The sequence below is a fragment of the Nocardioides cavernae genome (genome assembly GCF_016907475.1).
Taxonomy (GTDB): domain Bacteria; phylum Actinomycetota; class Actinomycetes; order Propionibacteriales; family Nocardioidaceae; genus Nocardioides; species Nocardioides cavernae.
On sequence record NZ_JAFBCA010000001.1, the window covers coordinates 3,498,691 to 3,524,967 of the forward strand.

The 26,277-nt window shown below is 72.3% G+C and carries 20 protein-coding genes; 12 read left to right on the forward strand and 8 right to left on the reverse strand.

What is annotated here, in order from left to right:
• Positions 1-46: 46 nt before the first annotated feature.
• Entirely contained in the window at positions 47-310 is a 264-nt protein-coding gene (locus JOD65_RS16370; protein WP_191195967.1) for a GlsB/YeaQ/YmgE family stress response membrane protein, read from the forward strand.
• A gap of 37 nt (positions 311-347) precedes the next feature.
• Here JOD65_RS16370 and JOD65_RS16375 read toward each other — a convergent pair whose 3' ends face one another.
• From JOD65_RS16375 to JOD65_RS16385, 3 genes are all read right to left on the reverse strand, one after another.
• Entirely contained in the window at positions 348-857 is a 510-nt protein-coding gene (locus JOD65_RS16375) for a hypothetical protein (protein WP_191195968.1), read from the reverse strand.
• A 39-nt stretch (positions 858-896) separates the two neighbouring features.
• Positions 897-1,385 (reverse strand): DUF1269 domain-containing protein, encoded by a 489-nt coding sequence (locus JOD65_RS16380; protein WP_191195969.1) that lies wholly within the window; start codon positions 1,383-1,385, stop codon positions 897-899.
• Between the two features lie 100 nt (positions 1,386-1,485).
• A complete protein-coding gene (locus tag JOD65_RS16385) occupies positions 1,486-3,327 on the reverse strand; it encodes a histidine kinase N-terminal 7TM domain-containing protein (RefSeq protein WP_191195970.1) in 1,842 nt (613 codons plus the stop codon).
• A gap of 122 nt (positions 3,328-3,449) precedes the next feature.
• Between JOD65_RS16385 and JOD65_RS16390 the strand changes: the two genes are divergently transcribed.
• The 3 genes from JOD65_RS16390 (at position 3,450) to JOD65_RS16400 (ending at position 5,882) form a co-directional block, all read left to right on the forward strand.
• Positions 3,450-4,160, forward strand: coding sequence for a transporter substrate-binding domain-containing protein (locus JOD65_RS16390; protein ID WP_191195971.1), 711 nt, complete (start codon positions 3,450-3,452; stop codon positions 4,158-4,160).
• Between the two features lie 111 nt (positions 4,161-4,271).
• Positions 4,272-5,156 (forward strand): CPBP family intramembrane glutamic endopeptidase, encoded by an 885-nt coding sequence (locus JOD65_RS16395; protein WP_191195972.1) that lies wholly within the window; start codon positions 4,272-4,274, stop codon positions 5,154-5,156.
• Between the two features lie 72 nt (positions 5,157-5,228).
• The gene (locus JOD65_RS16400) at positions 5,229-5,882 is read left to right on the forward strand and encodes a CPBP family intramembrane glutamic endopeptidase (protein ID WP_191195973.1); all 654 of its coding nucleotides are present in this window, start codon (positions 5,229-5,231) and stop codon (positions 5,880-5,882) included.
• Between the two features lie 82 nt (positions 5,883-5,964).
• On the opposite strand, the gene JOD65_RS16405 is transcribed toward JOD65_RS16400, so the two are convergent.
• Entirely contained in the window at positions 5,965-12,552 is a 6,588-nt protein-coding gene (locus JOD65_RS16405; protein WP_191195974.1) for a ThuA domain-containing protein, read from the reverse strand.
• Between the two features lie 259 nt (positions 12,553-12,811).
• On the opposite strand from JOD65_RS16405, the gene JOD65_RS16410 reads away from it, so the two are divergent.
• A complete protein-coding gene (locus JOD65_RS16410) occupies positions 12,812-15,499 on the forward strand; it encodes a bifunctional acetate--CoA ligase family protein/GNAT family N-acetyltransferase (RefSeq protein WP_191195975.1) in 2,688 nt (895 codons plus the stop codon).
• On the opposite strand, the gene JOD65_RS16415 is transcribed toward JOD65_RS16410, so the two are convergent.
• Positions 15,496-15,906, reverse strand: coding sequence for an NUDIX domain-containing protein (locus JOD65_RS16415; RefSeq protein ID WP_191195976.1), 411 nt, complete (start codon positions 15,904-15,906; stop codon positions 15,496-15,498). The genes JOD65_RS16410 and JOD65_RS16415 overlap by 4 nt on opposite strands.
• Positions 15,907-16,010: 104 nt before the next feature.
• On the opposite strand from JOD65_RS16415, the gene JOD65_RS16420 reads away from it, so the two are divergent.
• Both JOD65_RS16420 and JOD65_RS16425 read left to right on the forward strand, forming a co-directional pair.
• The gene (locus tag JOD65_RS16420) at positions 16,011-16,520 is read left to right on the forward strand and encodes a hypothetical protein (RefSeq protein ID WP_191195977.1); all 510 of its coding nucleotides are present in this window, start codon (positions 16,011-16,013) and stop codon (positions 16,518-16,520) included.
• A gap of 168 nt (positions 16,521-16,688) precedes the next feature.
• Positions 16,689-16,964, forward strand: coding sequence for an HU family DNA-binding protein (locus JOD65_RS16425; RefSeq protein ID WP_191195978.1), 276 nt, complete (start codon positions 16,689-16,691; stop codon positions 16,962-16,964).
• Positions 16,965-17,046: 82 nt separating this feature from the next.
• Here the strand turns inward: JOD65_RS16425 and JOD65_RS16430 are convergent, their stop codons facing one another.
• A complete protein-coding gene (locus JOD65_RS16430; protein ID WP_191195979.1) occupies positions 17,047-18,240 on the reverse strand; it encodes an acetate/propionate family kinase in 1,194 nt (397 codons plus the stop codon).
• Positions 18,237-20,312 (reverse strand): phosphate acetyltransferase, encoded by a 2,076-nt coding sequence (gene pta, locus JOD65_RS16435; protein WP_191195980.1) that lies wholly within the window; start codon positions 20,310-20,312, stop codon positions 18,237-18,239. The genes JOD65_RS16430 and pta overlap by 4 nt, the downstream gene beginning before the upstream one ends.
• A 188-nt stretch (positions 20,313-20,500) precedes the next feature.
• On the opposite strand from pta, the gene JOD65_RS16440 reads away from it, so the two are divergent.
• Positions 20,501-21,337, forward strand: coding sequence for a sigma-70 family RNA polymerase sigma factor (locus JOD65_RS16440; RefSeq protein ID WP_307821222.1), 837 nt, complete (start codon positions 20,501-20,503; stop codon positions 21,335-21,337).
• A gap of 75 nt (positions 21,338-21,412) precedes the next feature.
• Positions 21,413-22,738 (forward strand): MFS transporter, encoded by a 1,326-nt coding sequence (locus JOD65_RS16445; RefSeq protein ID WP_191195981.1) that lies wholly within the window; start codon positions 21,413-21,415, stop codon positions 22,736-22,738.
• A gap of 19 nt (positions 22,739-22,757) precedes the next feature.
• On the opposite strand, the gene JOD65_RS16450 is transcribed toward JOD65_RS16445, so the two are convergent.
• On the reverse strand, positions 22,758-23,531 hold the full coding sequence (locus JOD65_RS16450) for an IclR family transcriptional regulator (protein ID WP_191195982.1): 774 nt from the start codon (positions 23,529-23,531) through the stop codon (positions 22,758-22,760).
• 75 nt (positions 23,532-23,606) lie between these two features.
• Between JOD65_RS16450 and JOD65_RS16455 the strand changes: the two genes are divergently transcribed.
• Genes JOD65_RS16455 through JOD65_RS16465 form a run of 3 tightly spaced genes read left to right on the forward strand, consistent with a single transcriptional unit; the run spans position 23,607 to position 26,277 of the window.
• A complete protein-coding gene (locus JOD65_RS16455) occupies positions 23,607-24,761 on the forward strand; it encodes a cupin domain-containing protein (protein WP_191195983.1) in 1,155 nt (384 codons plus the stop codon).
• Entirely contained in the window at positions 24,758-25,609 is an 852-nt protein-coding gene (locus tag JOD65_RS16460) for a fumarylacetoacetate hydrolase family protein (RefSeq protein ID WP_191195984.1), read from the forward strand. Before JOD65_RS16455 ends, JOD65_RS16460 begins: the two co-directional genes overlap by 4 nt.
• Positions 25,606-26,277, forward strand: a complete 672-nt coding sequence (locus JOD65_RS16465) for a maleylpyruvate isomerase N-terminal domain-containing protein (protein ID WP_191195985.1) — start codon at positions 25,606-25,608, stop codon at positions 26,275-26,277. The genes JOD65_RS16460 and JOD65_RS16465 overlap by 4 nt, the downstream gene beginning before the upstream one ends.

Genomic DNA, 26,277 nt, shown 5'->3' on the forward strand with positions numbered 1-26,277 from the left:
ACGGCGGACAGTGCGGGAAGGGCCCGCGAGCCACTACGCTCGCTCCATGTTGATCCTCGCCATCATCCTGTTCGGCATGATCGCCGGCGCCCTGGCACAGATGGTGCTCGGCCGGTCGATGCGTGACGTGAACTGGACGCTCGCCATCCTGACCGGCCTGATCGGCTCCTTCGTGGGCGGCCTGCTGGTGAGCCTGCTCGCCGGTGACGGTCTCGACCTCCGCCCCAGCGGCCTGATCGGCTCCTTCGTCGGGGCCCTGCTGCTCACCCTGGCCTGGGGCTGGTACGACAAGCGCCGTGAATCCGCCTGACCGCTCGCGACACCGGGCACGCAGGCCACTGTCGCCGTTAATCGGTGGGCCCTGACGGCTCGAGACCGACCGCTGTGCGGAGGAGCGCCGGCCCGTCGGTGGGAAGGTCCGCCCGCAGCAGGGTGACCTCGCCGCTGACGATCCGCTGCCTCACGGCCGGGACGACGACGGAGAGGTCCGCGGCCCCGGACAGCACCAGCAGCGCCGACGTGCGCGGGACGAGTCGTTCGGTGACCGCTTCGAGGAGCGCCGGGTCCAGGCCGGTCGCGGCAAGCCGGTCAGCGAAGTCCGGAGGCAGCGGGTCGCCGCTCTGTGAGTCGCCGATCGCGGAGCGGAGCAGCGCGACGAGGACCGACGGCTCTCGGGCGGTGACCTCCGGCGGGGGCCACAACCGCGTGACGCGGGGACGGTGCGCGCCGGGCGCCCAGGAGACGGTGATGGCGTCGATCACCTCGAGGGCTCGGGCCTGTTCGAGCCGTCGGAGCCGCACCGACCCGGCCGTGGCGCCGAGCGGTGTGCCGTAGCACCACACCGTCAGGGCCGGCACGAGGACCGGACCTGACGGTGTGGCACAGGCCGGAGGTGCTCAGGCTTCCGCGAAGACCTCACGAATCGCGCGCTCCTGCTCGTCACTGAGGTTGGTGAAGATCAGCTCCGGCTTCGAGTCGGCAAACGCCTCGTGCACCCGGTCGACCACGACGTCCGAGGTCATGATGAACAAGGCGGACGTGCCGGGGGTGACTTCTTCTCGGAGGCGGTTGATGAACTTGTCGTCGATGCCGACGTCGGACAACGAACCTGCCAGCGCGCCCGACGCCGCGCCGATCGCCGCCCCGAGCAGGGGGACGAAGAAGATCAGTCCGAAGAGCATCCCCCAGAACGCACCGCCGAGCGCTCCGGCGCCGGCGAGGTTGTTGAGCTGCCTGGTCTGGGGCTTCTTCTTCCCTGCCTCCCATCGGACGGTGGCGGCGTCGTGGATGGTGAGCAGGCGCTGGGCCGCCATGTCCTTGAGGATGTCCGTCGCATTGTCGGCGCCGTCAGCGGTGTCGAACTTCCAGACGGTGAGCGTTCCCATGGGTGATCCCTTCGGTGTGGGCAGAGTACGTCGATCGTCATCTGCCGAGCTCCGTGGCGGCCTCCCCCGGCAAGGGTGAACCGCACCACCCCCCGGGACGTCAGGGCGTTGCGTTCGCGGCGGTCGCGACCCCGCCGTCGTACCTGACCACGAGCATCGCGAGGTCGTCGACGAGCTCCTCGCCGTGGAAGGCGCGGACGGCGTCGAGCACGGCCCCGGCCAGCTCGTCGGCGGAGAGGTCGCGATGCGCGCGCAGCAGCTCGGCGACCCGCTCGGAGCCGAACTGGTCCCGGCCGCGACGCGCCTCCACCAGGCCGTCGGTGAAGACGCACAGCGCCTCGCCGGGCATGAGCTCGACCTCGGCGTCGTGCAGCTCGGGATCGTCGAACAGGCCGAGCGCGGTGCCGAGCGTGCCGACCTCCTCGACCTGGCCGTCGGTCCGCAGGACCAGCGGCCAGTGGTGGCCAGCCAGGGAGAGGACGATGCGCAGCGGCGCCTCGGGCACGTCGTGCTCGCGGGGTGGTCGCAGGTGCCCGTGCACGAGCGTGCTGTGCCGTTCGGACTCGGTCTGCGCCTGCAGCACGGCGTTGACCCCGCGCAGCGTCGCCGCGGGCGACAGGGTCGGGCCGGCGAGGGCGCGGAGCGTGTAGCGGGTCGCCGCGCTGACGGCCGCCGCCTCGGCGCCCTTGCCGCTGACGTCACCGAGCACGAAGGCCCACGTGTCCCCGTCCAGCGGGAAGACGTCGAGGAAGTCGCCGCCGATCTCGCCGCCGTCGCCCGCCGGGACGTAGCGGCTGGCGAGCGAGCACCCCCGGACGGCCGGCAGCCTCGTCGGCACCATGCTGGCCTGCAGGGTCGCGGCGACGCGGGAGCGGTCGTCCAGGACCTGCTGGAGGCGCTGCTGGTCGCGGACCCGGTCGGTCACCTCGCGGAGCACCACGAGCGCCCCGGCCGTACGACCCGCGATGTCGGTGAGCGGCTGCTGGCTGACGTCGAAGGTCCTCTGGCCGCCGCCGGCCTCGTCGTCCAGGACGAGCCCGCTCGGGCCGACCTCCGCGATCCCCGAGGTGTCCATCAGGTCGCGCACCCGCCTCCCGACGAGCTCGCCGCGGGTCCTGCCCGCGAGGGCGACGGCAGCCGGGTTGACGTCGACCACCCGCTCGAACGCATCGAGGACGAAGACGGCGTCGACCATGCTCTCGACCACCGCGCTACGGGCCAGCGGAGCCAAGTCCACGAGTCGCTCCTCGAACAGGCCCCACACCAGCAGCCCGCCGGTGAGGATGAACGCGAACGGCGTCAGGTCGATGAGCGCGAACCAGCCGACCTCGAGGTTGTGCAGGATGTTCGCCGCCCAGGGCAGCAGCGCCGAGCACAGCAGCACCAGGGCCATCCGACGGTAGGTCCGGGCCAGCCGCACCATGCTGGCGACGAACAGCACCGTCGCGCCGATCAGCAGCAGGTTGTTGTAGGCGAAGATCGCCCAGAACACCGGCCCCGACTCGACGTTCGGAAGGTCCTGGGCGCCGGATGTCGCGGAGTAGGAGCGCACCAGGTCGTGCGTGGCGGGGACCGCGAGGACCGCCAGCGCGGCAACCGGCGGGATCGCCAGCAGCGCCACCAGGCGCCGGGTGACCAGGTGGCTCCGGCCGGTGTACTGCAGGACGAAGACCAGCCAGGCGGGCGCGAGCGTGACGATGCCGACGTACTTCAGGTCGCCCCACCTGCTCCTGACGACCAGCGAGTCGGCGGAGAGCTCCACGGCGTAGGCGGTCCCCCACCACGCCACGGCGACGAGCAGCACCGCCAGGCTCCAACCCAGGGCCGTGCCGCGACGCCAGGCGACGTACGCCGCCAGCACGGCCAGCACCAGTCCGGCGCCGGCCATCAGGCTCGCGAGCAGCGTCAGCACCCGAAACCTCCCGCGCTCGGGCTCGTCCACGCGCCGTCGCGTGGCCGGACTCCACGCTAACCGCCGCGCTCCGCGGCGTCAGGTGTTCCGGCGGGCTCGTGCCTCCTTCGGGTGAGGCGCCGCGCGCATGCCTCGCGCAGGCTGGGTCCGACATGCCACCCACCCCGCCCACCGACCGCGTCGCACCGACCGGCAGGCTCCGCGTCGTCATCAACCTCGGCAACCCGGTGCTCGCCCAGGGCACCCACGACGAGCCGAGGGGCGTCACCGTCGCCATCGCCCGCGCCGTCGCGGACTGGCTGGGCGTCCCGCTCGAGCTGGTGTGCGTCGACGCGGCGCGCGAGGCGTACGCCGCCATCTGCGACGGTCGCGTCGACCTGTGCTTCCTGGCCGACGAGCCGGCACGCGAGGAGGGTGTCGCCTTCACCGGCCCCTACGTGCTGATCGAGGGCGTCCACGTCACGGACGCGGACTCCCCGCTGCAGTCCTCGACCGAGGTGGACCGCGACGGGATCCGCGTGGGCGTTCGCGAGGGGTCGGCGTACGACCTCTTCCTCACCCGCACCCTGGAGCACGCGGAGGTCGTCCGCGCGGCAGAGGCGACCGACGTGTTCGAGGAGCAGGGGCTCGATGCCGCGGCGGGCGTGCGCCAGCCGATGGAGGACTACGTCGCTGCCACCGGCCGACGCATCCTCGAGCCGGCCTTCATGGAGATCCGGCAGTCGGTCGGCCTGCCCCGCACGCTCGACCGCGAGGTCGTCGCGGCCGTGGCGTCGTTCGTCGAGGAGCTCAAGGCCTCCGGCTTCGTGCGCGACGAGCTCGCGCGCAGCGGGGTCGAGGCAACGGTGGCTCCACCAGCCTGAGCAGTCACTCGCCGACATCAGGGCCCGACGGACCGCGGGCGACGGACCTTCGCCTCTCCCGCCGCCCATGAGCGAGTCATAGCGTCGGAGATGACAGCGAAGGACCGCGCCATGGCCACGACATCTCACCCGACAGACACCTCGTCAGGCGCCGGCCAGCAACTCCGGCACGGACAGCTGACCGCGCGCTCGGTGTGGCGCTTCTTCGCTGCCACCTTCGTCCTGAGCTGGGGCCTCGGGGCGCTCGTGGTCACCTTCATGGACGAGGTCGAGTCGTGGTTCGGGCCGATGGGCTACACCAACCCGGCCTTCATCCTGATGGTCTACGCCCCCGGCCTCATCGGCGTCTTCATGGTGTGGCGGCACTACGGGGTCGGCGGGCTGCGGGCGTTCTTCCGCCGGTTCACGCTGTGGCGGATGAACGCCGGCTGGTGGCTGCTGCTGCTCCTCGGCATGCCGGCCGTCTTCTACGGCGGTGCCGTGGTCGCCGGCACGGCCGACGACTTCCCGTTCGACCCCTGGTACGGGGTGCTGCCTGCCCTGCTGCCGGCGTTCCTCATCGGACCGATCGAGGAGCTCGGCTGGCGCGGTGTTGCGCTCCCCCTGCTGCAGCGCCGGTTCGCGCCGCTGTGGGCGGGACTCATCCTGGGGCTCGTGTCCGCGACGTGGCACGCACCGGCGTTCCTCATGTCCGGCACGAAGCAGTCGGCGTGGAGCTTCTGGCCCTACTTCTTCGGGGTGATCGCGATCGGGCTCATCCTGACCGCCATGTTCAACGCGGCGGGCGGGAGCCTGCTGGTCGCGTTCCTCTTCCACGCGCAGATGAACGGCCCCGCATGGCCCGACGCTCAACCGTGGGACATGCTCGGATTCGTCGTCGTCGCGGCCGTCGTGGTCTGGGCGAACCGCGCCACGATGCTGAGCAGGCTCAGCGGATCCACGGAGGTCCTGCTCGTCCCCGACAGCGACCCCCGGCCCCGGGCCGTCAGCGGGTGACCGGTGATGGCAGCTCCGCGTACCGCGAGAGGGGAGGCGCCGGACCGAGGGGCGCGCACCGTTCACGGGAAGGTGCGACGCGACACGGGGTGGCGGCTGGTGGCGGGCGTGGAGGTGGTCGCCGTCGCGATCGCCGTCCTCACCGATCGGTTCATCCCGGCCGTGGTCATCGTCGCCATGGCCGCCATCTCCCTGGTGGTGCGTCGGCGCGGTCCCGGCTCGTTGGGACTTCGGCGGGTGGCCCGCCCCTGGCGCATGGTCGGCGGCATGGCCGCGTTCGCCGGCTTCTGGACGCTGGTGAACGTGGCGCTGCTGATCCCGGTCACCAACCATCTCAGCGGCACGCGCCAGGACGTCAGCGCGTTCTCCGACCTCGAGGGCGACGTACGACTGCTGGTGCTGTACCTGGCCGCTTCGTGGGTGCTCGCCGCATTCTGCGAGGAGGTCGCGTTCCGCGGCTACCTCCTGACCAGGCTCTCCGACGTCCTCGGACCCGGCCGCCTGCAGCGGCTCGTGGGGGTGCTCGGGTCCTCGGTGCTCTTCGGGCTGCTGCACACCGAGCAGGGAGTCGTCGGGGTCGTCGCGGCGATGGTGGCCGGTGTGGTCTTCTGCGCGCTCCGCTTCCGCTGTCGAACCCTGTGGGCCCCGATCCTGGCCCACGGCTTCGACGACACCATCGGGTTCACCTGGTTCTTCCTCTTCGGCCCCTTCTACGGCCTGTGGTGAGCGAGAGGTCGTGCCGGGACGAGCGCCGGCCGCCGGGGTGCTCCCCCGGCGGCCGGCGTCCGTGCTGCGGCCGATGGCCGCGTCAGCGGCGGATGGTGAACCCCCACTCCTCGACCGTGCGGTTGCCGAGTGCGTCCTCGGCGACGAGACGCACGGTGTAGCGGCCCGGTGCGAGGGCCTGCTTCGGCGTCCACGTCATCCGGTCCTTGCGGGCGTCGTAGCGCACGCCTCGGACCCGCTCGCCACCGACGAAGAGCTTCAGGTCGCCGGAACGCACCGCCGAGAGCCGGTCAGCGACGATCGCGCCGACCGTCGGCGTGCGGTCGCGGGTGCTGCCCTTCGGCGTGACCTTGCGGACCCGCGGCCCGGTGCGGTCGACCGTCCAGGTGGCCGTGGCCGGGGTGGCGTCGGCACCGCCGGTGCTCACCGCTCGGACCCGCACCTCGTGCTGGCCGTCGGCCAGGCCGCGGTAGGTCTGCGGCGAGCTGCACGTCTGCCACGCGGCCCCGTCGAGCGAGCACTGGAACGTCGCTCCCGCCGCACCCGGGCCAGTGGCGGCGAACCTGATGGTCGCCGTCTTCGCCCGCGTGCCGTCACGCGGCGCACCGGTGATCGTGGTGTCGGGGACCGGCTCGTCCGCCTTCTTGGTGGTCGTGACGGTCACCGTGCCGGTGTCCGTGTCGGTCTCGTCGGTCACGACGTAGTCGAACGTGTCGGTCCCGGTGTGCCCGGCGTCCGGGGTGTAGGTCACCGTCCCGTTCGCGGCCACCACTGCGGTGCCGTGCGCCGGCTTGGTCACCGACGCCACGGAGAGCTCGTCCTGGTCGGCGTCGGTGTCGTTGGCCAGCACGTCGATGTCGACCGCCGTGCCCTGCGTCGTCGTCGCCGTGTCGTCGGTCGCCTCCGGGGCGGCGTTGACCGGGTCGACCGGGTCCTCGCCGTCGACCAGGAAGGTGTCGAAGGAGACCTCGTCACCCTCCTGCAGCACGCCGGCGGCGAAGATGCCGAAGCGCGGCCCGGTCATCGCGTTCTCGACCGCTCGCGGCAGGTCCACCCAGGTCGCGCCGCCGTCGAAGGACGCCTCGCCCTCGTAGGTCGTGCCCGCCTTCGTGAGGCGGAGCCTCATGTCGGTCAGGTCGGTCCCGGCCGGGATCGGGAGCTCCGGCTGCGGGTTGGCCCCGACGATCACGTTGTTCACCTCGGAGCGCAGCTCGACCCGGTTGGGGGCCGACCTGCCGTCGTCGGAGATCACCACGATCTTCACGTAGTTGGCGTCGTCGCCGTAGGCCATCAGGCCGGCCTGGCTGTAGCCGCCGTCGAGCTTGGTCACGTCGGCGTGGGTCTCGATCACCCAGTCCTCGCCGGCGTGGTCGGCCGACTGCATGACGAGGTTCGACTTGCCCGTGCCGCCCTGGTAGATCTCGCCCGGTGTCGTGGTGAGGACCAGACGCCCGTCCGCGACCCGACGCTTGGTCGCGTCGTCGGCCACGATCGCGTTCCACCGGCAGGTGTCGAGGCTGCTGCCCTCGAACGTGTCGTCCGGCGTCTCGAGCTCGCAGGCCTCGGTGACCGTCACCGTCACGGTGCCGGTGTCACTGCCGCCGTTGCCGTCCGCCACCGTGTAGTCGAAGGTGTCGGTGCCGACGAACCCGGCGTCGGGCGTGTAGCGCACCGTGCCGTTGGCGTTGATCGTCGCCGTTCCGTCGCCGGGCGTGGTCACCGACTCGACGGTGAGGGTGTCACCGTCGGGGTCGGTGTCGCCGGCAAGGACGTTGATGTTGACCCCGCGGCCCGCCGAGGTGGCGGCGGTGTCGTCGTCGGCGACGGGGGGACGGTTCTCGGCTGCTGCCGGCGTCAGCTTGAAGTAGTCGAACGACGCGGTCCGGCCCGGCTGCTGCACGCCGAGGGCGTACAGGCCGAGGTCCAGGTCGGCCGTCGGGTGCGCGACCGTTCCCACGGGCTGCCACTCACCGCCGTCGACCGCGACCTCACCGAGGTAGCTCGTCCCCTGCTTCGTCAGCCGCAGGCGGTAGGACGTCACGTTGGCAGGCAGGTCGACCTGGGGCTGCGGGTCCTGGATGGCCCCTCCCAGCTCGGAACGCAGCTCGACCCGGTTGATGCGGCCCTGCCCGGTGTCGGAGATGACGTCGAGCTTGACGTAGTTGTCGTCGTCGCCGTAGGCGAGCAGGCCGGCCTGGGCATACCCGTCGGTGAACGTCGTCGACAGCTTGGTCTCCGCCGTGTAGTCCGTCGGCAGGTTGGCGGCCGACTGCAGCACGAAGTTGGTCGCCCCCGCCGCGTTGGGCGTCTGGTAGATGTCGCCCTCCGTGGTGGTGATGGTCAGCGCGCCGTCGGCCACCTGGTACTTGGTGGGGTCCTCCCGGACGATGGCGTTCCAGCGGCACTCGTCCAGCCCGTTGCCGGTGAACTCGTCACTCGGGTCGGTGGCGCCGCTCGTGCCGTCGGGCTCGAACCGGATCCAGTCGAACGTCGCCGTCGGGCTGGTCGTCGCACCGCCCGACACCGCCGCCGGGCCGATCTTCGGCGCGGTGAAGGTGCTCATCGGAGCGGGCCGGCCGACCGGGGAGAACGTCTCGCCGTCGGCGGAGTACGACGCCCGCAGGTCGGTGCCGTCCGAGGTGAGCCGCACGTAGTAGGTCGTCGGGAAGTCGGCGGGGACCCCACCGAGCTTGTCCGCGCCCTCGTTGCGCGGGTTGCCCTGCGCCTCGTAGATGAACTCGACGTCGCGGTTGCCACCGGCCGAGATGAGGTGGACCGAGGCCCAGTTCTCGTCGTCGGAGTAGAGACGGAGGCCGGCCTGGTGGTAGTTCTCGGCCACCTCGGCGGTGACCTTGGCGGTCACCTCGAACGCACCCTCGGGCGCCTCCTGCACGATGATGTCCTCGGCGTTGCCGCCGATCCCGTAGAGGCTTCCGCTGTTGATCGGCAGCTGCAGGCCGCCGTTCTCCACGCGCCAGTCACCGCTGTCGCGGGTGACGTCCCACTTGCCGTCGAGCGACGTGCCGTCGAACTCGTCGGACTGCTGGACGCCGCAGGCGTTGAGGACCCGGATCGGGACGGTCGAGGAACCGGAGGCTCCCGACGGGTCGGTCGCGGTCAGGCGTGCGGTGTAGGTGCCCGGATCGGTGTAGGTGTACTCCGCGTCGAGGGTGGTGGCGGTGTCGCCTTCACCCGGGGCGCCGAAGTCCCACTTGTAGGTCAGCTCGTCGCCGTCGTAGTCCGACGCCGTGCCGGTGAAGTCGACGGTCAGCGGACCGGTGCCCTGCGTGGGCGTGCCCTGCGCGCCGACCTGCGGCCTGGAGTTGACCGAGACGCCCTTGCCGGCGGCGTCGAAGAAGTTGACGTTGAACAAGCCGGTCGCTGCGGGGTTGGCGTTGGTGAACACCAGGAAGAGCTCGTGCGAGCCCTGCTGCGCCGACTCGGCGATGTCCATGTCGACGAACTGCCACTGCTGCCAGCCACCGGTCACGGGGACTGCGACGGAGCCGGCGAGCGGACCGGTCGGGCTGTCGAGGCGGGCCTCGATGGTGCCGCCCACGCCGCCCGAGGCCACGCGGAAGCGCAGCCGCGGCACGCCGGACAGGCTGACGGGCGCGTAGGACACGTGGTCACCGGCGTCGATGTTGGACAGGTTGCGGGATCCGCCGAGCGGGTCCGTCGTCGCCTCGGTGAGGACGCCCTGCTGGGTGGTGAAGTGCTCGGCCTGCTTGCGCTTGGGCTGCAGGACGACCTCGTCCTCACCGGTCAGCGTCCGGACGCCGTTCGCGCCCTCGTCGGTGTAGCTGGCGTTGATCACCCCGAAGAGGTTGGCCGAGGCGTCGTGGCCCCCGTCAGCCACGGTCGGCAGGACGACGTCGCAGCCGGTGCGAGAGCTGAGCGGGTGGCCGTGCGAGTCGTGGCCGAGGACGTAGTCGATCTCCACCTTGGAGCAGTCGATCGCGCCGTCCTCGGGGTCGGTCACGTTGACCTTGACCCGGACGGAGTCGCCGAACTCGAAGAACGCGCCGTTGGGAGGCAGCTCGATCTCGACGACCGGACGGGTGTTGCCGACCGTGACCACCGCGGTGGCCACACCGGTGCGGCCGGTGGTGTCGGTGACGGTCAGGCGGGCGTCGTACACCCCGTTGGCCGTGTAGACGAACGTCGGGTTGGGCTCGGTCGAGTCGACGGAGCCATCGTTCTGGAAGTCCCAGGCGTAGCTGACGATCGAGTCACCCGCGTCGGGGTCCCGGGAGCCCTCGCTGGAGAACTTCACCGACAGCGGTGCCACACCCGTGTCGGGCGTCGCGGTGGCCGACGCCGACGGCGAGCGGGCGCCCTCGTTGATCGCGTTGATCTTGTAGACGGCGGAGTTCTCGTTGCCGGTGAAGTAGCCGCCGTTGCCGTAGTCGAGGACGTAGAGGGAGCCGTCGGGACCGAACTCCATGTCCATCGCTGCGTAGAGCGTCATGGAGTCGAAGAACGGGTCGATGCCGGCCACGTCGCCCTCGGCGTCCATCCCGATGTCGCGGATCCAGCCGCGCGTCCACTCACCGGCGAAGAAGTGGTCGTCGAAGTACGCGGGGAACTTCACGTCCGACTCGAGGTCGGGGTCGTAGTTGTAGACCGGTCCGGCCATCGGGCCCTCGCCGCCGCCGCCGAACTCGTTGGTGGTGACGCCGTTGTAGGTGACGTTGCCGCCGTCGTACTTGATCCAGGCCGCCTGGGCCGCCGGCAGGTTGGTGAGGCCCGTGTTGTGCGGGCTGTTGTTGACCGGGGCCGTGCAGTCGAACTTCGGGCCGGTCGTGTTGGTCGCGAAGTCCCACTCGTTGTAGGTCTCGGCCGGGGTGTTGGAGCCGGTGCAGTAGGGCCAACCGAAGTTGCCGGCCTGGCGGATCTGGTTGAACTCCACGATCCCGCCGGGCCCGCGGTTGGCGTTCGCCCCTCCGGCGTCCGGGCCGTACTCACCGAGGTAGACGTAGCCGGTGCGCTTGTCGACGGTCATCCGGAACGGGTTGCGGAAGCCCATCGCGTAGATCTCGGGGCGGGTCTTCCCCTGGGTGTCGGACGCCTCCGGGAAGAGGTTGTCAGCCGGGACCGTGTAGGACGCCGCGGTGGGGTCGGGCGTGATCCGCAGGACCTTGCCGCGCAGGTCGTTGGTGTTGGCCGAGCTGCGCTGGGCGTCGTACGCCGGGTTGCGCGTGGCCCGCTCGTCGAGGGGCGCGTAGCCGTCGGAGGCGAACGGGTTCGAGTCGTCGCCGGTCGACAGGTAGAGGTTGCCGTTGGCGTCGAAGTCGATCGCGCCGCCGGCGTGGCAGCAGATGCCGCGGTCGGCGTCGACGCGCAGGAGCTCCTGCTCGGTCGACGGGTCGAGGTCGTCGTCGACCATCTTCATCCGGGTCAGCAGGTTGTAGCCGTCCCACGCCGCGAACTCCGCTGCGGTGCCGTCGTTGGGGGCGTCACCGGCCGGGGTGTTGAGCGGTGGGGCGTAGTAGAGGTAGACCCACCCGTCCTCCTCGAAGGTCGGGCTGACCGTCAGGCTCTGCAGGCCGTCCTCGTCGTGGGAGTAGATCGGGACGTCGTAGAGCAGCGTGGTGTTGCCCTCGAGGTCGGTGAGGAAGATGCGGCCGTCGCGGGCGTTGTGGAGCACGCGCCCGTCGGGCAGGACCGAGATGCTCATCGGCTCGCCGACCTTGTCGACGCCCTTGGCGAGCGTGACCTGCTCGAAGGAGGCGTCGGTGGGTGCCGGCGGGGTGCACGCGTCGGGGGCCTCACCGGCGGCGTACTGGATGCCGCCGAGCAGGTGGAGGCGGAAGAGCGGCTCGGAGAACGACGCCTGGGTGTGGCCGCCGCCGGTGTAGAAGCTGCGGCCGCCGTCGAACTCCTGGTACCAGGCGATCGGGTGGTCGTCGTCGCCGGGGGCGCCGTCCTGCTCGTCGTACGTCGACTCGTCGAGGGAGGCGATCACGTTGATGTTGCTGTTGGTGCGCGGGCTGTAGTCGGGCCCACCGCCGTTGACCACGGGGTTGGTCGGGCTCTGGAAGTTGTACCACTCGTCGGTGCGCTCCCACCGGTCCGGCAGCGCGCAGGAGGACGGCGTGGTGTCGTCCTCGACGTCGATGGTCGCGGTGGGGGTGCCGGCGGGGTGGCTCTGGAAGTAGGCGCCCACGAGCTGGCCGTACCACGGCCACGTGTACTCGGTGTCGGAGGCGGCGTGGACGCCGACGTAGCCGCCACCGCCCTTGATGTAGTTCTCGAAGGCGGTCTGCTGCGCCGCGTTGAGCACGTCGCTGGTCGTGGACATCCACACGACGGCCTCGTACTGGGCGAGGTTGTCGGCAGTGAACTGCTCCGCGTTCTCGGTGGCCGTGACGGAGAAGCCGTACTGCGCTCCGAGGCGCTCCACCGCACGGATGCCCGCGCCGATGGAGTCGTGGCGGAAACCGGCCGTCTTGCTGAAGACGAGGACGTCGTACGTCGGCGGGGCGAGCGCCGCAGCTGCCGGCGCGGGCGCGGCGCTCGCGGCAGCCGTCGTGCTCGCGCCGGGAGCGGCTGCCGGCGCGGCTGCCGCGGCGGGGACCGTGGCCATGCCGCCGACGGCGACGGCCGCAGCCGCCACCCCCGCAACGACTGTCCTGACGCGTGCCGAGGGTGAACGGAACCTGCTCATGCTGTCCTGCCTTCTCGAGACCAAGCGGGGATGGAGCGACCCGTCGACGGAGCGTTGCGCGCCATGGCGTCGGCCTTCTCCCACGAGCAGGTGGCCGGGGGCCACCGTGATGTTTGTCACAGTAGGGAGCAGGATTCGACGGCGTCAACACACAAGGTCCGCGACTTTTCTCAATGTCTGCGCAGAAGGGTTCCGGCAGGCTCGCAGAAGCGATCTGGGGGCTCTAGCACCCCGTCGCCGGCTCTGGCACGTTGGGCACGTGACCGACTCGGTGGCCCCACCCCTCGCCGCGCGGGACTGGATCGCGGAGCCCGCGGACGTGCTGCTCGCCGACGGGACCGTCGCGGTGATCCGGTCGCTGCGCGAGGACGACCGCGACGCCGTGCTCGGGCTGCACGAGTCGGTGTCCGTGGACACGCTGCGGCTGCGCTTCTTCTCCCCCAGCCGGGAGGCCGGTCGGCTCTACGTCGACCACCTCTTCGCCCCGGACAACACCGCGTCGGCGGCCCTGGTGGCGCTCGTGCGTGGCCGGGTCGCCGGCCTGGCGACCGCCGAGCTGCTCTCCCCCGACAGCGCCGAGGTCGCGTTCCTGGTCGCCGACGAGGACCGCGGCCGGGGCCTGGGCAGCCTGCTGCTGGAGCACCTCGCCGCGCTCGGCCGACGGCACGGGGTCAGCCGCTTCGAGGCGGAGGTCCTCGGCGACAACTACGGCATGCTCCGCGTCTTCCGCGCGGCCGGGTTCGGCGCCACCCGCCGGACGGTCGCGGGAGAGGTGGAGGTCGAGCTGCGCACCGATGCCTCCCGCGAGGCGGTCGAGGCGGCCGACCAGCGTGAGTGGCGCGCCGCCGCTCGGTCGCTCCGGCCGTTGCTGCACCCGGCGAGCGTCGCCGTGGTCGGCGTACGCCGGTCGGCGGGCGGCTTCGGGCACGGCGTGCTCGACGCGATCCGCAGCTCGACCTATGCCGGCGCCGTGCACGTGGTGCACCCGGCGGCCGACGTCATCGACGGGCTGCCGACCGTCCGCAGCCTGGCCGACCTCGACGGTCCGGTCGACCTCGTCGTCGTCGCGGTGCCGGCCGACGGGGTCGCCGAGGTGCTGCGCGACGCCGCCGCCAACGGAGCCGGGGCGGCGGTCGTCATCTCGTCGGGCTTCTCGGGCAACGGGAGCGACGAGCGCCGCCACGAGCTGCTCGCCCTGGCTCGCGCGCACAGCCTCCGCCTGGTCGGGCCCAACTCGCAGGGCGTGCTGGCCAACGGCGCCGGCCTCAACGCGACCCTCCTCCACGACGTGCCCGAGGTGGGTGGCCTGGCCGTCGCGTCCCAGTCGGGAGGCATGGGGTTCGCGCTGCTCGACCTCGCCCGTGACGTCGGCCTCGGCGTGCAGGCCTTCGTCTCCCTCGGCGACAAGGTCGACGTGTCGAGCAACGACCTCCTTGCGGCGTGGATGGACGACGAGTCGGTCGCGGCGGGCGCGCTCTACCTCGAGTCGTTCGGCAACGCGCTCAAGTTCGCCCGCACCGCTCGCCGGTTCGCCGAGCAGAAGCCGCTGCTGGCCGTGGTGGGCGGCCGCTCGCGCGCGCGGCAGGACCCGTCGGCCTCCTCGACCGTCGGCGTCGGCGTCGACGCGCTGCTCGACCAGTCGGGGGTGATCGCCTGCCGCACCGGTGCCGAGCTGACCGAGACCGCGCTGCTCCTCGTTCAGCAGCCGCTGCCCGCCGGGCTCCGGGTGTGCATCGTGTCCAACACCGGTGGCGTGGGCGCCCTCACGACCGACCGGGCCGGCGGCCAGGGCATGGTCGTCGCGCCGACGTCGTACGACCTGAGCGCCGCCCTAGGTGCCGCCGTGCCGGGCGCGGTCGACGTCCGCAACCCGGTGGACCTCGGAGCCGACGTCACGCCTGCCGAGCTCACCGCAGCGCTCCGCGCCGTGCTCGACGCGCGCGAGGCCGATGCCGTCCTGGTGATGCTGGTGGCCAACCGGCTGACCGACCGCAACGCGCTCTTCGACGCCGTCGCCCGGGCACGGCCGGCGGGCGCCGACACACCTCTGCTGCTGGTCACGCCGGGCGCTGCCTTCGACGCCGCCCGCGGGCTCCCCGGCGTCACCGTCTACCGCTCGACCGATGCGGCCATCGGTGCGCTGGGCCGGGCCATGCGGTACGCCGCGTGGCGGCGTGTGCCGGCCGACCAGCCGGAGGTCGAGCTCGGCACCCGAGGCGTGCACGCCCGCACCTGGGCGCGGTCGCGGCTGGCTGACCGGCGTGGGGAGCCGGAGTGGTTGGCGCCCTCTGCACAGAGCGAGCTGCTGGCGCCCTACGGCATCCACCTCGTCGGCCGTCTCGCCGGCGGGCCGGACGAGGCGGAGGCGGCCGCGGCGGAGATCGGCTACCCGGTGGCCGTGAAGGTGGCCGACCCGACGGTGCTGCACAAGTCCGACCGCGGCCTGGTGCGGATCGACCTGCGCACCGGCAGCGACGTCGCCGACGCCGTACGACGCTTCGCCGAGGAGCTCGGCCACGACCGGGTCGACGTGCTCGTCCAGCCGCTGGTGCTCGGCCACCTCGCGTCCGTCGGCCTGGTCCGCGACCCGCAGCTCGGCCCCCTCGTCCGGGTCGCCGGTGGAGCTGCGGGACCGGTCGGCAGCTGGGCGGACGAGGTGCTGCTCCTGCCGCCCGTCGGGGCCGCCGACGCAGCCCGGGCGGTACGGGCGCTGCGGCTGTGGCCCCAGCTGGTCGGCGACCACGGCCTCGAGGAGGTCGACCTCGCCCCGCTGGAGGCGCTCGTGGCGTCCGTGGGTCGGCTGGCCGCGGACGTGCCCCATGTCTCCGACCTCACCCTTGAGCCCGTGGTCGTCAACGCCCACGGTCTCTTCTGCGTCGACGTAAAGCTCCGCATCGCCGAGCCGCCCGATCTCGACACCGGCGTCCCGCGCCGCCTGCGCTCCTAGTCGTGCGGCGTGGCCGGCCGCGCCGCGCGGACCAGGCTCTCGCGCACGAGCCGGTGCGCGAGGGGAGGCAGCTCTGTCAGACCGCACCACCCGATGTCGAGGTGTTCGTCGGGGGCGAGGTTGGCCGGTGTCCCCTGCCACCGGGTCACCAGCCACGCGCTCAGCAGCGCCGGCCCGTCCGCAGGTCCGACGACGACCCGACACAGGTGGGCCGTCGATTCGGCCGCGATCCGAACGCCGAGCTCCTCGTGCAGCTCGCGGGTCAGTGCCTCCATCTCCGACTCGCCGACCTCGACGACGCCACCGGGCAGGTCCCACACGTCCGGGTTCGCACGCTTGCTCGGGCTCCGGTGCCCGAGCAGCACCCGACCGTCCCGGACCAGCGCACCGACGACGACTCTCAGCATCCGCGGATCACACCACGGGCATCCGACAGCGGAGGCGATCGGAGGGTCCCTCGTGACCCGAGCTCGCGCACGAGCGGCTCTCCGGGGCGCGGTACCGTCGTCGTATGGACGCGACGGGCGACGGCCCCGAACGCGACGAGGCCGCTGACAGCAGAGATGTCGCCGCAACGCGACGTGACGACGACGCCAAGGATCGTGACGACCGGGCAGTCCTCCGCGACGAGCAGAGAGGGCAGCGCGACCAGGCCATCCTGGACCGGCTCTGGGCCAGGCGGCTCCGGGCGGACGCTCGATATCAGCTCGACCAGCTGAGGCGCAGCCACCGCCTCCTCACATCTGAGCACGAGCAGGCGCTCATCGATCGGGAGGTGGCGACGACCGAGGCGGAGATGGCGGAGGACAACCTGCGCGAGGTCATGGACGCCGCACACGATGATCGGCTCGCGTCCGCTGGGGATCGTCGCGCCGGGCAGCACGACCGGCGCGAGTCCGGGAAGGACCGGAGCTGGTCAGCCGGTGATCGGGATGCCGACGCCGGTGAGCGGCAGCAGCACGAGGTGGACAGCCAGCTCACCTACGACCCATCGCCTGACCTGCCGACATCCGGGCGCTAGTCGACGTCGGCTCGCGACGCCGGCGAGCCGTCCGGGTGGGGGCGGACAGCTCTGTCGCGACTCGTGCGTGCCATCGCGTCTCACCCCTTGGGGCTGGGGCACCGCGCACCGAGGCGGAGCGGCGATGTTGAATGGCCGCTGTCCGTAACCGACGAGCAGGAGCTTTACGTGAACAAGACTGAACTGCGCGACGCCATCGCCTCGCACGCCGAGCTGAGCAACGCCCAGGCCGACAAGGCCCTCGAGGCCGTCATCACCTCCATCACCACCGCGGTCGCCGGCGGCGACAAGGTCACCGTCCCGGGCTTCGGGACGTTCGAGTCCCGTGAGCGGTCCGCTCGCACGGGCCGCAACCCGCAGACCGGCGAGACCATGGAGATCGCCGCGAGCAAGGCTCCGGCGTTCAAGCCGGCTGCTGCGTTCAAGAACGCCGTCAACGGCTGACCATCTCGTCATGACGAGCCGCGCGGCTCGCGGCATCCGGAGAAGGCGACTGAGTCGGATCCGGGTGTCGTGGGCTGCGCGCTCAGCGGCGCACGACCTCGAGCGCCTGGCGGGCGATCTCCCACTCCTCGTCGGTGGGGACGACGAGGACGGCGACCGCTGAGCCGTCGGCCGAGACGGCGCGGGCATCCGTGGCCGGGGCCTCGTTGCGGTCCGGGTCCAGCACGATCCCGAGCCGGAAGAGTCCGTCGAGCGCGGCGGCCCTGAGCTCGGCGCTGTGCTGGCCGACTCCGCCGGTGAAGACGACGGCGTGCAGCTCGCCGAGAGCGGCGTAGTAGGCGCCGACGTACTTGCGGACGCGGTAGGCGTAGACGTCGAAGGCGAGCCTCGCTGCCTCGTCGCCGGCGGCCATGCGGCGGGTCAGCTCGCGGAAGTCGTTGACCCCGGAGAGGCCGCGCAGCCCGGAGTCGCGGTAGAGGGCCCGGTCGATCTCGTCGAGCGACCAGCCGAGCTCGCGGTGCAGGTGGCCGTGGATCGCCGGGTCGAGGTCGCCGGAGCGGGTGCCCATCACCAGCCCCTCGAGCGGGGTCAGCCCCATCGACGTGTCGACCGACCGACCGCCCCGGACCGCGGCGGCGGACGCGCCGTTGCCGAGGTGCAGCACGACGAGGTTCGTGTCCTCGACCGGCCGGCCGAGAAGCTCGGCGGCGCGGCGGGAGACGAACGCGTACGACGTGCCGTGGAAGCCGTAGCGCCGGATCCGGTGCTCCTCGCGCCAGGCCAGCGGCACGGCGTAGGTGTAGGCGTGCTCGGGCATCGTCTGGTGGAACGCCGTGTCGAAGACCGCGACCTGCGGCACGTCGGGGAAGAGTCGTCGCGCGACCCGGAGGCCCTCCAGGTTGGCCGGGTTGTGCAGCGGGGCCAGCGGCACGAGGTCCTCCACGGTGGCGAGCAGCCGGTCGTCGACGACCACCGGCTCGGAGAAGAGGTCGCCGCCGTGCACGACGCGGTGCCCGACCGCCGCCAGCTGGCTCGTGTCGATCGCCGGACCGTGCCGGTCGAAGGCATCGAGCGCCGAGCGCAGCGCGTCCTCGAAGTCCGCGATGCGTCGCTCCTCCGCGTGCTCCTCGCCGCCGACGCTGTGCGTCAGGATGCCGCTGTCCTCACCGATCCGCTCCACCGTCCCGGACGCCTCGGCGGCGCCGGTGCTGCCGTCGAGCAGGCGGTACTTCAGCGACGACGACCCCGCGTTGAGGACCAGCACCCGCTCCGTCACGACCGCTCCTGCGCCTGGATCGCGGTGATCGCCACCGTGTTGACGATGTCGCGCACCAGCGCGCCGCGCGAGAGGTCGTTGACCGGCTTGCGGAGGCCCTGCAGGACCGGACCGACCGCCAGCGCGCCGGCCGACCGCTGCACGGCCTTGTAGGTGTTGTTGCCGGTGTTCAGGTCGGGGAAGACGAAGACGGTCGCCCGCCCGGCGACGGCGGAGTCGGGCAGCTTGGTCCGCGCGACTGCGACGTCGATCGCGGCGTCGTACTGGATCGGGCCCTCGACGAGCAGGTCCGGCGCACGCTCGCGCACCATCGCCGTCGCCTGGGTGACCTTCTCGACGTCCGTGCCGCTGCCGGAGGTGCCGGTGGAGTACGACAGCATCGCGACCCGCGGCTCGACGCCGAACGCCGCGGCGGTGCGGGCCGACGCGACCGCGATGTCGGCGAGCTGGGTGGCGGTGGGATCGGGGTTGACCGCGCAGTCGCCGTAGACGAGCACCTGGTCCTTGAGGCACATGAAGAAGACCGACGACACCACCGACACCTCGGGCACCGTGCGGATGACCTCGAGAGCCGGACGGATGGTGTGGGCGGTGGTGTGCACCGCCCCCGACACCATCCCGTCGGCGAGGCCGAGCTCGACCATCATCGTGCCGAAGTACGACACGTCGACCACGATGTCGCGGGCCGCCTCGAGGTCGATGCCCTTGTGGGCGCGCCGCTGGTGGTACTCCTGTGCGAACCGCTCGCGCAGCTCCTCGTCGTACGGGCTGAGCAGGCGCGCGCCCGACACGTCGATGCCGAGGTGGGCGGCCTTCGCCCGGACGATCATCGGGTCGCCGAGCAGCGTCAGGTCGGCGACGTTGCGGCGCAGCAGGATGTCGGCGGCGCGCAGGATGCGCTCCTCCTCCCCCTCCGGGAGCACGATGTGGCGACGATCGGCGATCGCGTCGTCGAGGACCTTGTGCTCGAACATCAACGGCGTGACGACCGAGGTGCGCGCCACCTCGAGGCCGTTCATCAGCTCGTCGCCGTCGACGTGCTCGGCGAAGAGCGTCAGGGCCGTGGCGATCTTGCGCGGGGAGTCCTTGTCGAGGCGTCCCCGGCGGTTGGTCAGCGTCGTGGAGGTGGCGTGGGTGCCGAGGTCGGTCGCGATGATCGGCAGCGCCACCTCGAGCCCGTCGAGGAGCCGGTCGATCTGTTCCGGCAGGTCGAGCCCGCCGTTGAGCACGATGCCGGAGATCTGCGGGAAGCTGGCCGACTGGTGGGCGGTGAGGACGCCGAGGACCACCTCGGGCCGGTCACCGGGCGTGACGACGAGTGCGCCGTCGAAGAGCCGGTCGAGGACGTTGGGCAGCGTCATCGCGGCGACCACCAGTCCGGGGACCTCGCGCGCGAGCTGGGTCTCGTCGCCCCGCACGAGGCGGCCGTCGCACGCCGCCATCAGGTCGCCCACCGACGGGGCGCTGAGCAGGGGCTGCTCGGGCAGGGCGAAGGCGGGTACGCCCTCGCGGCGCAGCGCCGTCGCCGTCCGGTCGGTGGCCTCGGTGTCGACGCGGTTGGCGATGACCGCGAACAGCGTCGCGTGGTTGGCGGCGAGCTCGGCCTGCGCCATCGCCGCCGCCGTGCAGAGCTGGTCGACTCCTCTCCCCTGGCCGTTGAGCACCAGCAGGACAGGTGCGCCGAGGTTGGCGGCGATGCGGGCGTTGAAGGCGAACTCCGCCGGGGCGCCGACGTCGGTGTAGTCGCTGCCGACGACGACCACGGCGTCGCTCTGCTCGGCGACCTGGTGGTAGCGCGCGACGATGCGGTCCATCGCGCCGTCCGGGTCGGCGTGCACGTCGTCGTAGCTGACACCCGCGCACTCGTCGTACGACAACGAGACCGCGTCGTGCGAGACGAGCAGGTCGAGGACGTAGTCGTGGACGTCCCCGGTCGATGCCTCGGCGCGGACCACGGGGCGGAAGACCGCGACCCGTGCCACCCGTCGCGACAGCTGCTCGAGCACCCCGAGCGCGACCGCGGACTTGCCGGTGAATCCCTCGACGCCGGCCACGTAGACGCTGCGTGCCATGGCCCGACCCTAGCGGCCGGGACCCGGCGCCGGGATCCACCCCGATTGCGGGACCAGACCGGGTTGTCTATGGTTTGTCCAACGTTTCGCATTTCGGCTGTCGAGCCGCATCCCCGCCCGGCGAGGATCTCGTCACGGCTCGCACCCCGGGCCGCGACCGTGACCTCCCAGACCGGAAGGAGAAGCTCGTGACCACCCTCGCGACGCCGCCGCAGCCCCCTCAGCCCCCGCACCCGAAGGCCGCACGGACCCACCGCGACCGCGAGGATCGCGCCCGCCGCACCGGCGCCATCGTCGAGCAGCTGCGCGCCGGACCCACGGAGTCGCGGCGCCTGGAGCTGGTGGACGAGCTGATCGGGACCAACGCCGCCGTGGCGCGCTCGATGGCGGCCCGCTACCGCAACCGCGGCATCGACCTCGACGACCTCGAGCAGGTCGCGCTCGTCGGCCTGGTCAAGGCCGCCCGCCGGTTCGACGCCGCCGCCGGGCACGACTTCCTGTCGTACGCCGTGCCGACCGTGCGCGGCGAGCTGCGCCGCCACTTCCGCGACTCGGGCTGGGTGATCCGGGTCCCCCGTCGGGTGCAGCAGATGCAGGCACGGATCAAGGACGCCCAGCACGAGCTCGAGGCGCGGCTGGGGCGTTCACCCCGTCCGTCCGAGGTCGCCGCGCACCTCGGTGTCGAGGTCGACGGGGTCGTCGAGGCGCTCGCGGCCGACGGCTGCTTCCGCCCCACCTCGATCGACGGCAAGGGCGACGCGCAGGAGCGCGGCACCATCGCCGACGTGCTCGGCCAGGACGACCGCGGGTTCGCAACCCTCGAGGCCAGGCTGGTGCTCGACACAGCGGTCGGCCGTCTGTCCGACCGCGAGCGCCTGATCCTCCGCTGGCGCTTCGAGGACGAGCGCACCCAGCAGGAGATCGCAGACCTCCTGGGCCTGACGCAGGCGCAGGTGTCGCGGACCCTCGCCCGCATCCTGCGCCGGCTCCGCACCGATCTCGCCGAGCCCCTGACCGCTGCGTGAGCGGCCGCCCACCCGGGCGGTTCCGCGCTGCAGAATCCGACGGCCCACGACCCGACCGGCGCGCATCGTGTGTCCATGGTCACAACACCACGCAAGAAGTCGGCTCTCGGGGTCATCGCGCTGTGCTGGCTCATCGTCGTCTTCGACGGCTACGACCTCATCGTCTACGGCACCACCATCCCGGCCCTGCTCGAGGAGCCGGGCTGGGAGCTGACGCCGGGGGCGGCCGGACGCATCGGCAGCCTCGCGTTCGCCGGCATGCTGATCGGCGCCCTGTCAGGTGGGGCCATCGCCGACCGGCTCGGCAGGCGCCGGACGATCATCGTGTCGGTCCTGTGGTTCAGCGTCTTCACCGGCCTGTGCGGCTGGGCGAGCGGCCCGGAGGTGTTCGGCCTGCTGCGCTTCGTCGGTGGGTTCGGCCTCGGCGCGCTCGTGCCGTCGGCGAACGCGCTCACCGCTGAGTTCGTGGGCGACCGGTGGCGCTCGGTGGTGGCCACGGCCATGATGTCCGGCGTCCCGATCGGCGGCTCGATCGCGGCGGTGGTCGCGCTCGACGCGATCCCGGCGTTCGGCTGGGAGTCCCTCTACTTCTTCGGCTTCAGCGGCCTCGTGCTCGCCGTCCTGGTCACGGCGCTGCTGCCCGAGTCGCCGGCGTGGCTCCGCGCCCGCGGCCGCCACGAGGAGGCGGCTCGCGTCGAGGCGACGTACGACCTGCCGGCACCGGTCGGCGACCTGCTGCACGTCACGCGGACGAGCGCCGGCGACGTCCTGCGCCCGCCGTACGTCGCCGCCACCCTGCTGTTCTTCGTGGCCACGACGGCCACCATGTTCGCGTGGTACGGCCTCGGCACCTGGCTGCCCAGGCTGACGCAGTCCGACCCTCGGTTCGACCTCGGGGGCAACCCGCTGACCTACCTCCTGGCGCTCAACCTCGGCGCGGTCGCGGTCTCCGCGGTCACCGCGTGGAGCGCGACGCGGTTCGGCGCGCTCAGGGTCGCGGTCGCGGCCGCGTCCGTCGGTGCCCTGAGCCTCGCCGTCCTCACGACGTTCCCGTCCTCCATCGCGGTCGTCTACCTCCTGCTGATCCTCGCGGGAGCGGGCAGCCACGGCACGCTGTGCCTGATCATCTCGGCGATCGCCACCCACTACCCGCCCACGCTGCGCGGCACGGCACTCGGGAGCTCGCTCGGCGGTGGTCGCGTGGGCGCCGTCATCGCCCCGGCCGTGGCCGGCTGGCTGCTCGCGCTGAACCCCACGAGCGCCACGTCGAGCATCGTGCTCTTCGCCGCCGCGTCAGGCCTCGGTGCCGTCCTGCTCGTCGCGGTGCACCTGATCACCCGGCCGCGCGTTGCGCCGGAGGAGGAGCCGGCCCACGCGACGGAGACGGTGCTCGTCCACTGACCGCCGGACGGCCGAGGGCTCAGACCCCGATGGCCGCCTCGACCGCACCGGCCGCCCGCCGCAGCTCCTCCACGAGCGCGGGCAGCTGGTGCCGGTCGTACCTGACGCTGGGGAACGACACCGACAGGCCGGCCACGGGTGCGCCGTCACCACCCTGGACCGGGACGCCGACGGCGACGATGCCCCGCTCCGAGCGCTCGTTGTTGACGTCGAAGCCCGACTTCCTGACCCGGGCCAGGTCCTTCGCGAGCCGGGCGAGGTCCGGACGCTCGGCGGGCCGTTCGGCGTAGTCCTCCACCGGGTAGAGGGCCTCGACCTCCGCCCGGTCGAGGGCCGCGAGCAGCACGAGGCCGCCGGTGGTGCGGTGGGCCGGGAACGCCATCCCCTCGCGAGAGCCGACCCGCAGCGCCTCCGTGCTCTCCACGCTCGCCGCGAAGCGGGCGGTGGCGCCGGTGCGGACGGTGAGGTTGGCCGTCTCCCCCACCACGTCCACCAGCTGCTGGAGGTGCGGCAGCGCGGCTGCGCGCAGCTGGGACGTCCCCGCCTGCGAGTGACGCGCGAGTGCCAACACCGGACCGGGGTGGTACTTCCGCTCGTCGTCCTGCGCGGCGAAGTCGCGGTAGACCAGGGTCGCGAGCAGCCGGTGCGCCGTCGAGCGAGCGACACCCAGCCGGTCGGCGACCTGGCTGACGGTGAGCGGACCCTCCATCTGCAGCATCACCGCGGCCCGGAGGGCGTGGTCGGCGCTGGAGACGACGTACGCCGGTGGCGTCTTGAGCTCTCGTGCGGCCATGCGCCCCTCCGGCCTCCTCGTTCCGCCCACCAGAATCCTAGCGGCGACGGGTGAGACGGCGGTCACGCTGGATCCATGACCACGACGACTGAGAACCCGGCCCCGACCGCGGTCCGGCTGACGGCGGTGGACGCCCCCGACCAGCCGACCGTCACCCCCGAGCTGGAGGCGCTGTACCGCGGCTTCGAGTCCGAGCTGCTCGTCCCGCTGTGGACCGAGATCGGCAACCTGATGCCGCTGCACCCGACCACGCGGGCCGCTGCCCACCTGTGGCGCTGGGACCGGTTGGTGGAGCTCGCCGACCGCGCCGGTCACCTCGTCCCCGTGGGTCGCGGCGGCGAGCGCCGAGCCATCGCACTGGCCAACCCGAGCCTGGGCGGCAAGCCCTACGCGACTCCGACGCTGTGGGCGGCGATCCAGTACCTGATGCCGGGCGAGGACGCGCCCGAGCACCGCCACACGCAGAACGCCTTCCGCTTCGTCGTCGAGGGCGAGGGCGTGTGGACGGTCGTGGAGGGAGACCCCGTCCCGATGCGGCGCGGCGACTTCCTGCCGCAGGCCGGCATGCACTGGCACGCCCACCACAACGCCGCGAGCACGCCGATGGCGTGGATCGACGGCCTCGACATCCCGCTCCAGTACGACGTCGAGTCGCAGTTCTTCGACTTCGGCCGCGACGCCATCAGCGACGCCGAGCGGGTCACGCCCGACCGCTCGCGCGCCGAGCGGCTCTGGGGCCACCCGGGCATCGCCCCCGTCTCGCAGCTCGGGTCCCGGCCCGGCAGCCCTCTGCTGGCCTACCGCTGGGAGCACACCGACCGCGCGCTCGACGACCAGCTCGCCCTCGAGCGGGAGGGCCACGGCGGCACCGTCGAGCCCGGCCACGCGCTCGTCCGCTTCACCAACCCGACCAACGGCGCCGACGTGCTGCCCACCATGCGCACCCAGTTCCACCGCGTCGTCCGCGGCGCGGAGACCACGCCCCGGCGCGAGACCGGGTCGAGCGTCTACCAGGTCTTCGACGGCTCGGGCACCGTCACCGTCGGCGACACCAGCTGGTCCGTCACGCGCGGCGACCTGTTCGTCGTACCGAGCTGGCAGCCCGTCTCCTTCGTCTCCGAGGCCGGCAGCACCGACTCCGACTCCGGGGCACTCGACCTCTTCCAGTTCGGGGACGCACCCGTCTTCGAGAAGCTCAACCTCTACCGGTCCCAGGAGGACTCCCGATGAAGCTCGCCACCATCCGACTCCACAACGACGACGGGGCTGAGGGCACCCGCGCGGTCCGCGTCGACGGCACCACCCTCGTCGATCTGGGCGCCCCGGACGTCGCGGCGGTCCTGGCGACCGACGGCTGGCGCGAGTCGGCCGCGGCCGCCACCGGGGCGACGTACGACGCCACGGGCGCCGACTACGCGCCCCTGGTCCCCCGCCCGGGCAAGGTCGTCTGCGTCGGCCTCAACTACCGCAACCACATCCTCGAGATGGGTCGAGACCTCCCCGAGCACCCCACCCTTTTCAGCAAGTACGCCGACACCCTGATCGGTGCGCACGACGAGATCCACCGACCCGTCGAGACCGAGGCCTTCGACTGGGAGGCCGAGCTGACGGTCGTCATCGGGAGGTCCGTGCGCCGCGCCGACGAGGAGCAGGCGGCTGACGCGATCGCCGGCTTCACCGTGCTCAACGACATCACCTGCCGGGATTGGCAGTTCCGCACCCGCGAGTGGCTGCAGGGCAAGAACTGGGACCACACCACCCCGGTCGGGCCGGTCCTCGTCACCCCCGACGAGCTGCCGGGCGGCGTACGCCCCGCCCTCGCCATCTCCTGCGAGGTCGACGGCGAGCTGATGCAGAAGGACTCCACCGCCGACCTGCTCTTCGACCCCGTCGCGCTGGTGCAGTACGTCTCGACGATGATCCGCCTCGAGCCCGGCGACCTCATCGCCACCGGCACCCCCGGCGGCGTCGGTCACGCCCGCAAGCCGGAGGTCTACCTCTCGGCCGGTCAGCGCGTGGTCACCGAGATCGAGGGCATCGGCCGGCTGGAGAACGTCGTCGTGGCGGACCCGTCATGACCGTCACCGGCTCCGAGCGCCTGGCGGGGCGCACTCTCACCGACAACCTGCGCTGGGTCCAGCAGGGCACCAGCCTGTGCAACGTCGCCGTGGCCGGGCTGCCCGACGCGGGGTTCGCCGAGCCGTCGGCGCTGCCGGGTTGGAGCCGCGCGCACCTGGTGGCCCACCTGGCCGCCAACGCGGCGGCCCTGCGCAACCTGGCGCGGTGGGCGGCCACCGGCACCGAGACCCCGATGTACAGCTCGCCGGACGAGCGCGCGATGGGCATCGAGGAGGGCGCGACGCGTCCCCCCGCGGCCCTGCGCACCTGGTCTGCGCAGGAGGCCGCCGCCCTGGACCGCGACCTGCGCCGGCTCTCCCCCGGTCACTGGCAGCGCACCATCCGGACGGCGCAGGGCCGCGAGGTCCCCGCCACGGAGATCCCGTGGCTGCGCGCCCGCGAGGTGATGGTCCACGCTGTCGACCTCGCCACCGGGCAGATCTTCGCCGACCTCCCCCCGGACTTCCTCGTCGCGCTCGAGGCCGACATCCGGACCAAGCGCGGCGACGACGTCCCCGACGTGGCCGGCACCCTGGCCGACCGCGTCGCCTGGCTCGCCGGCCGCGGCACCGACGGGGTCACCTCCGTCGACGGCGGACCCGCTCCCGTCCTGCCGCCCTGGCTCTGA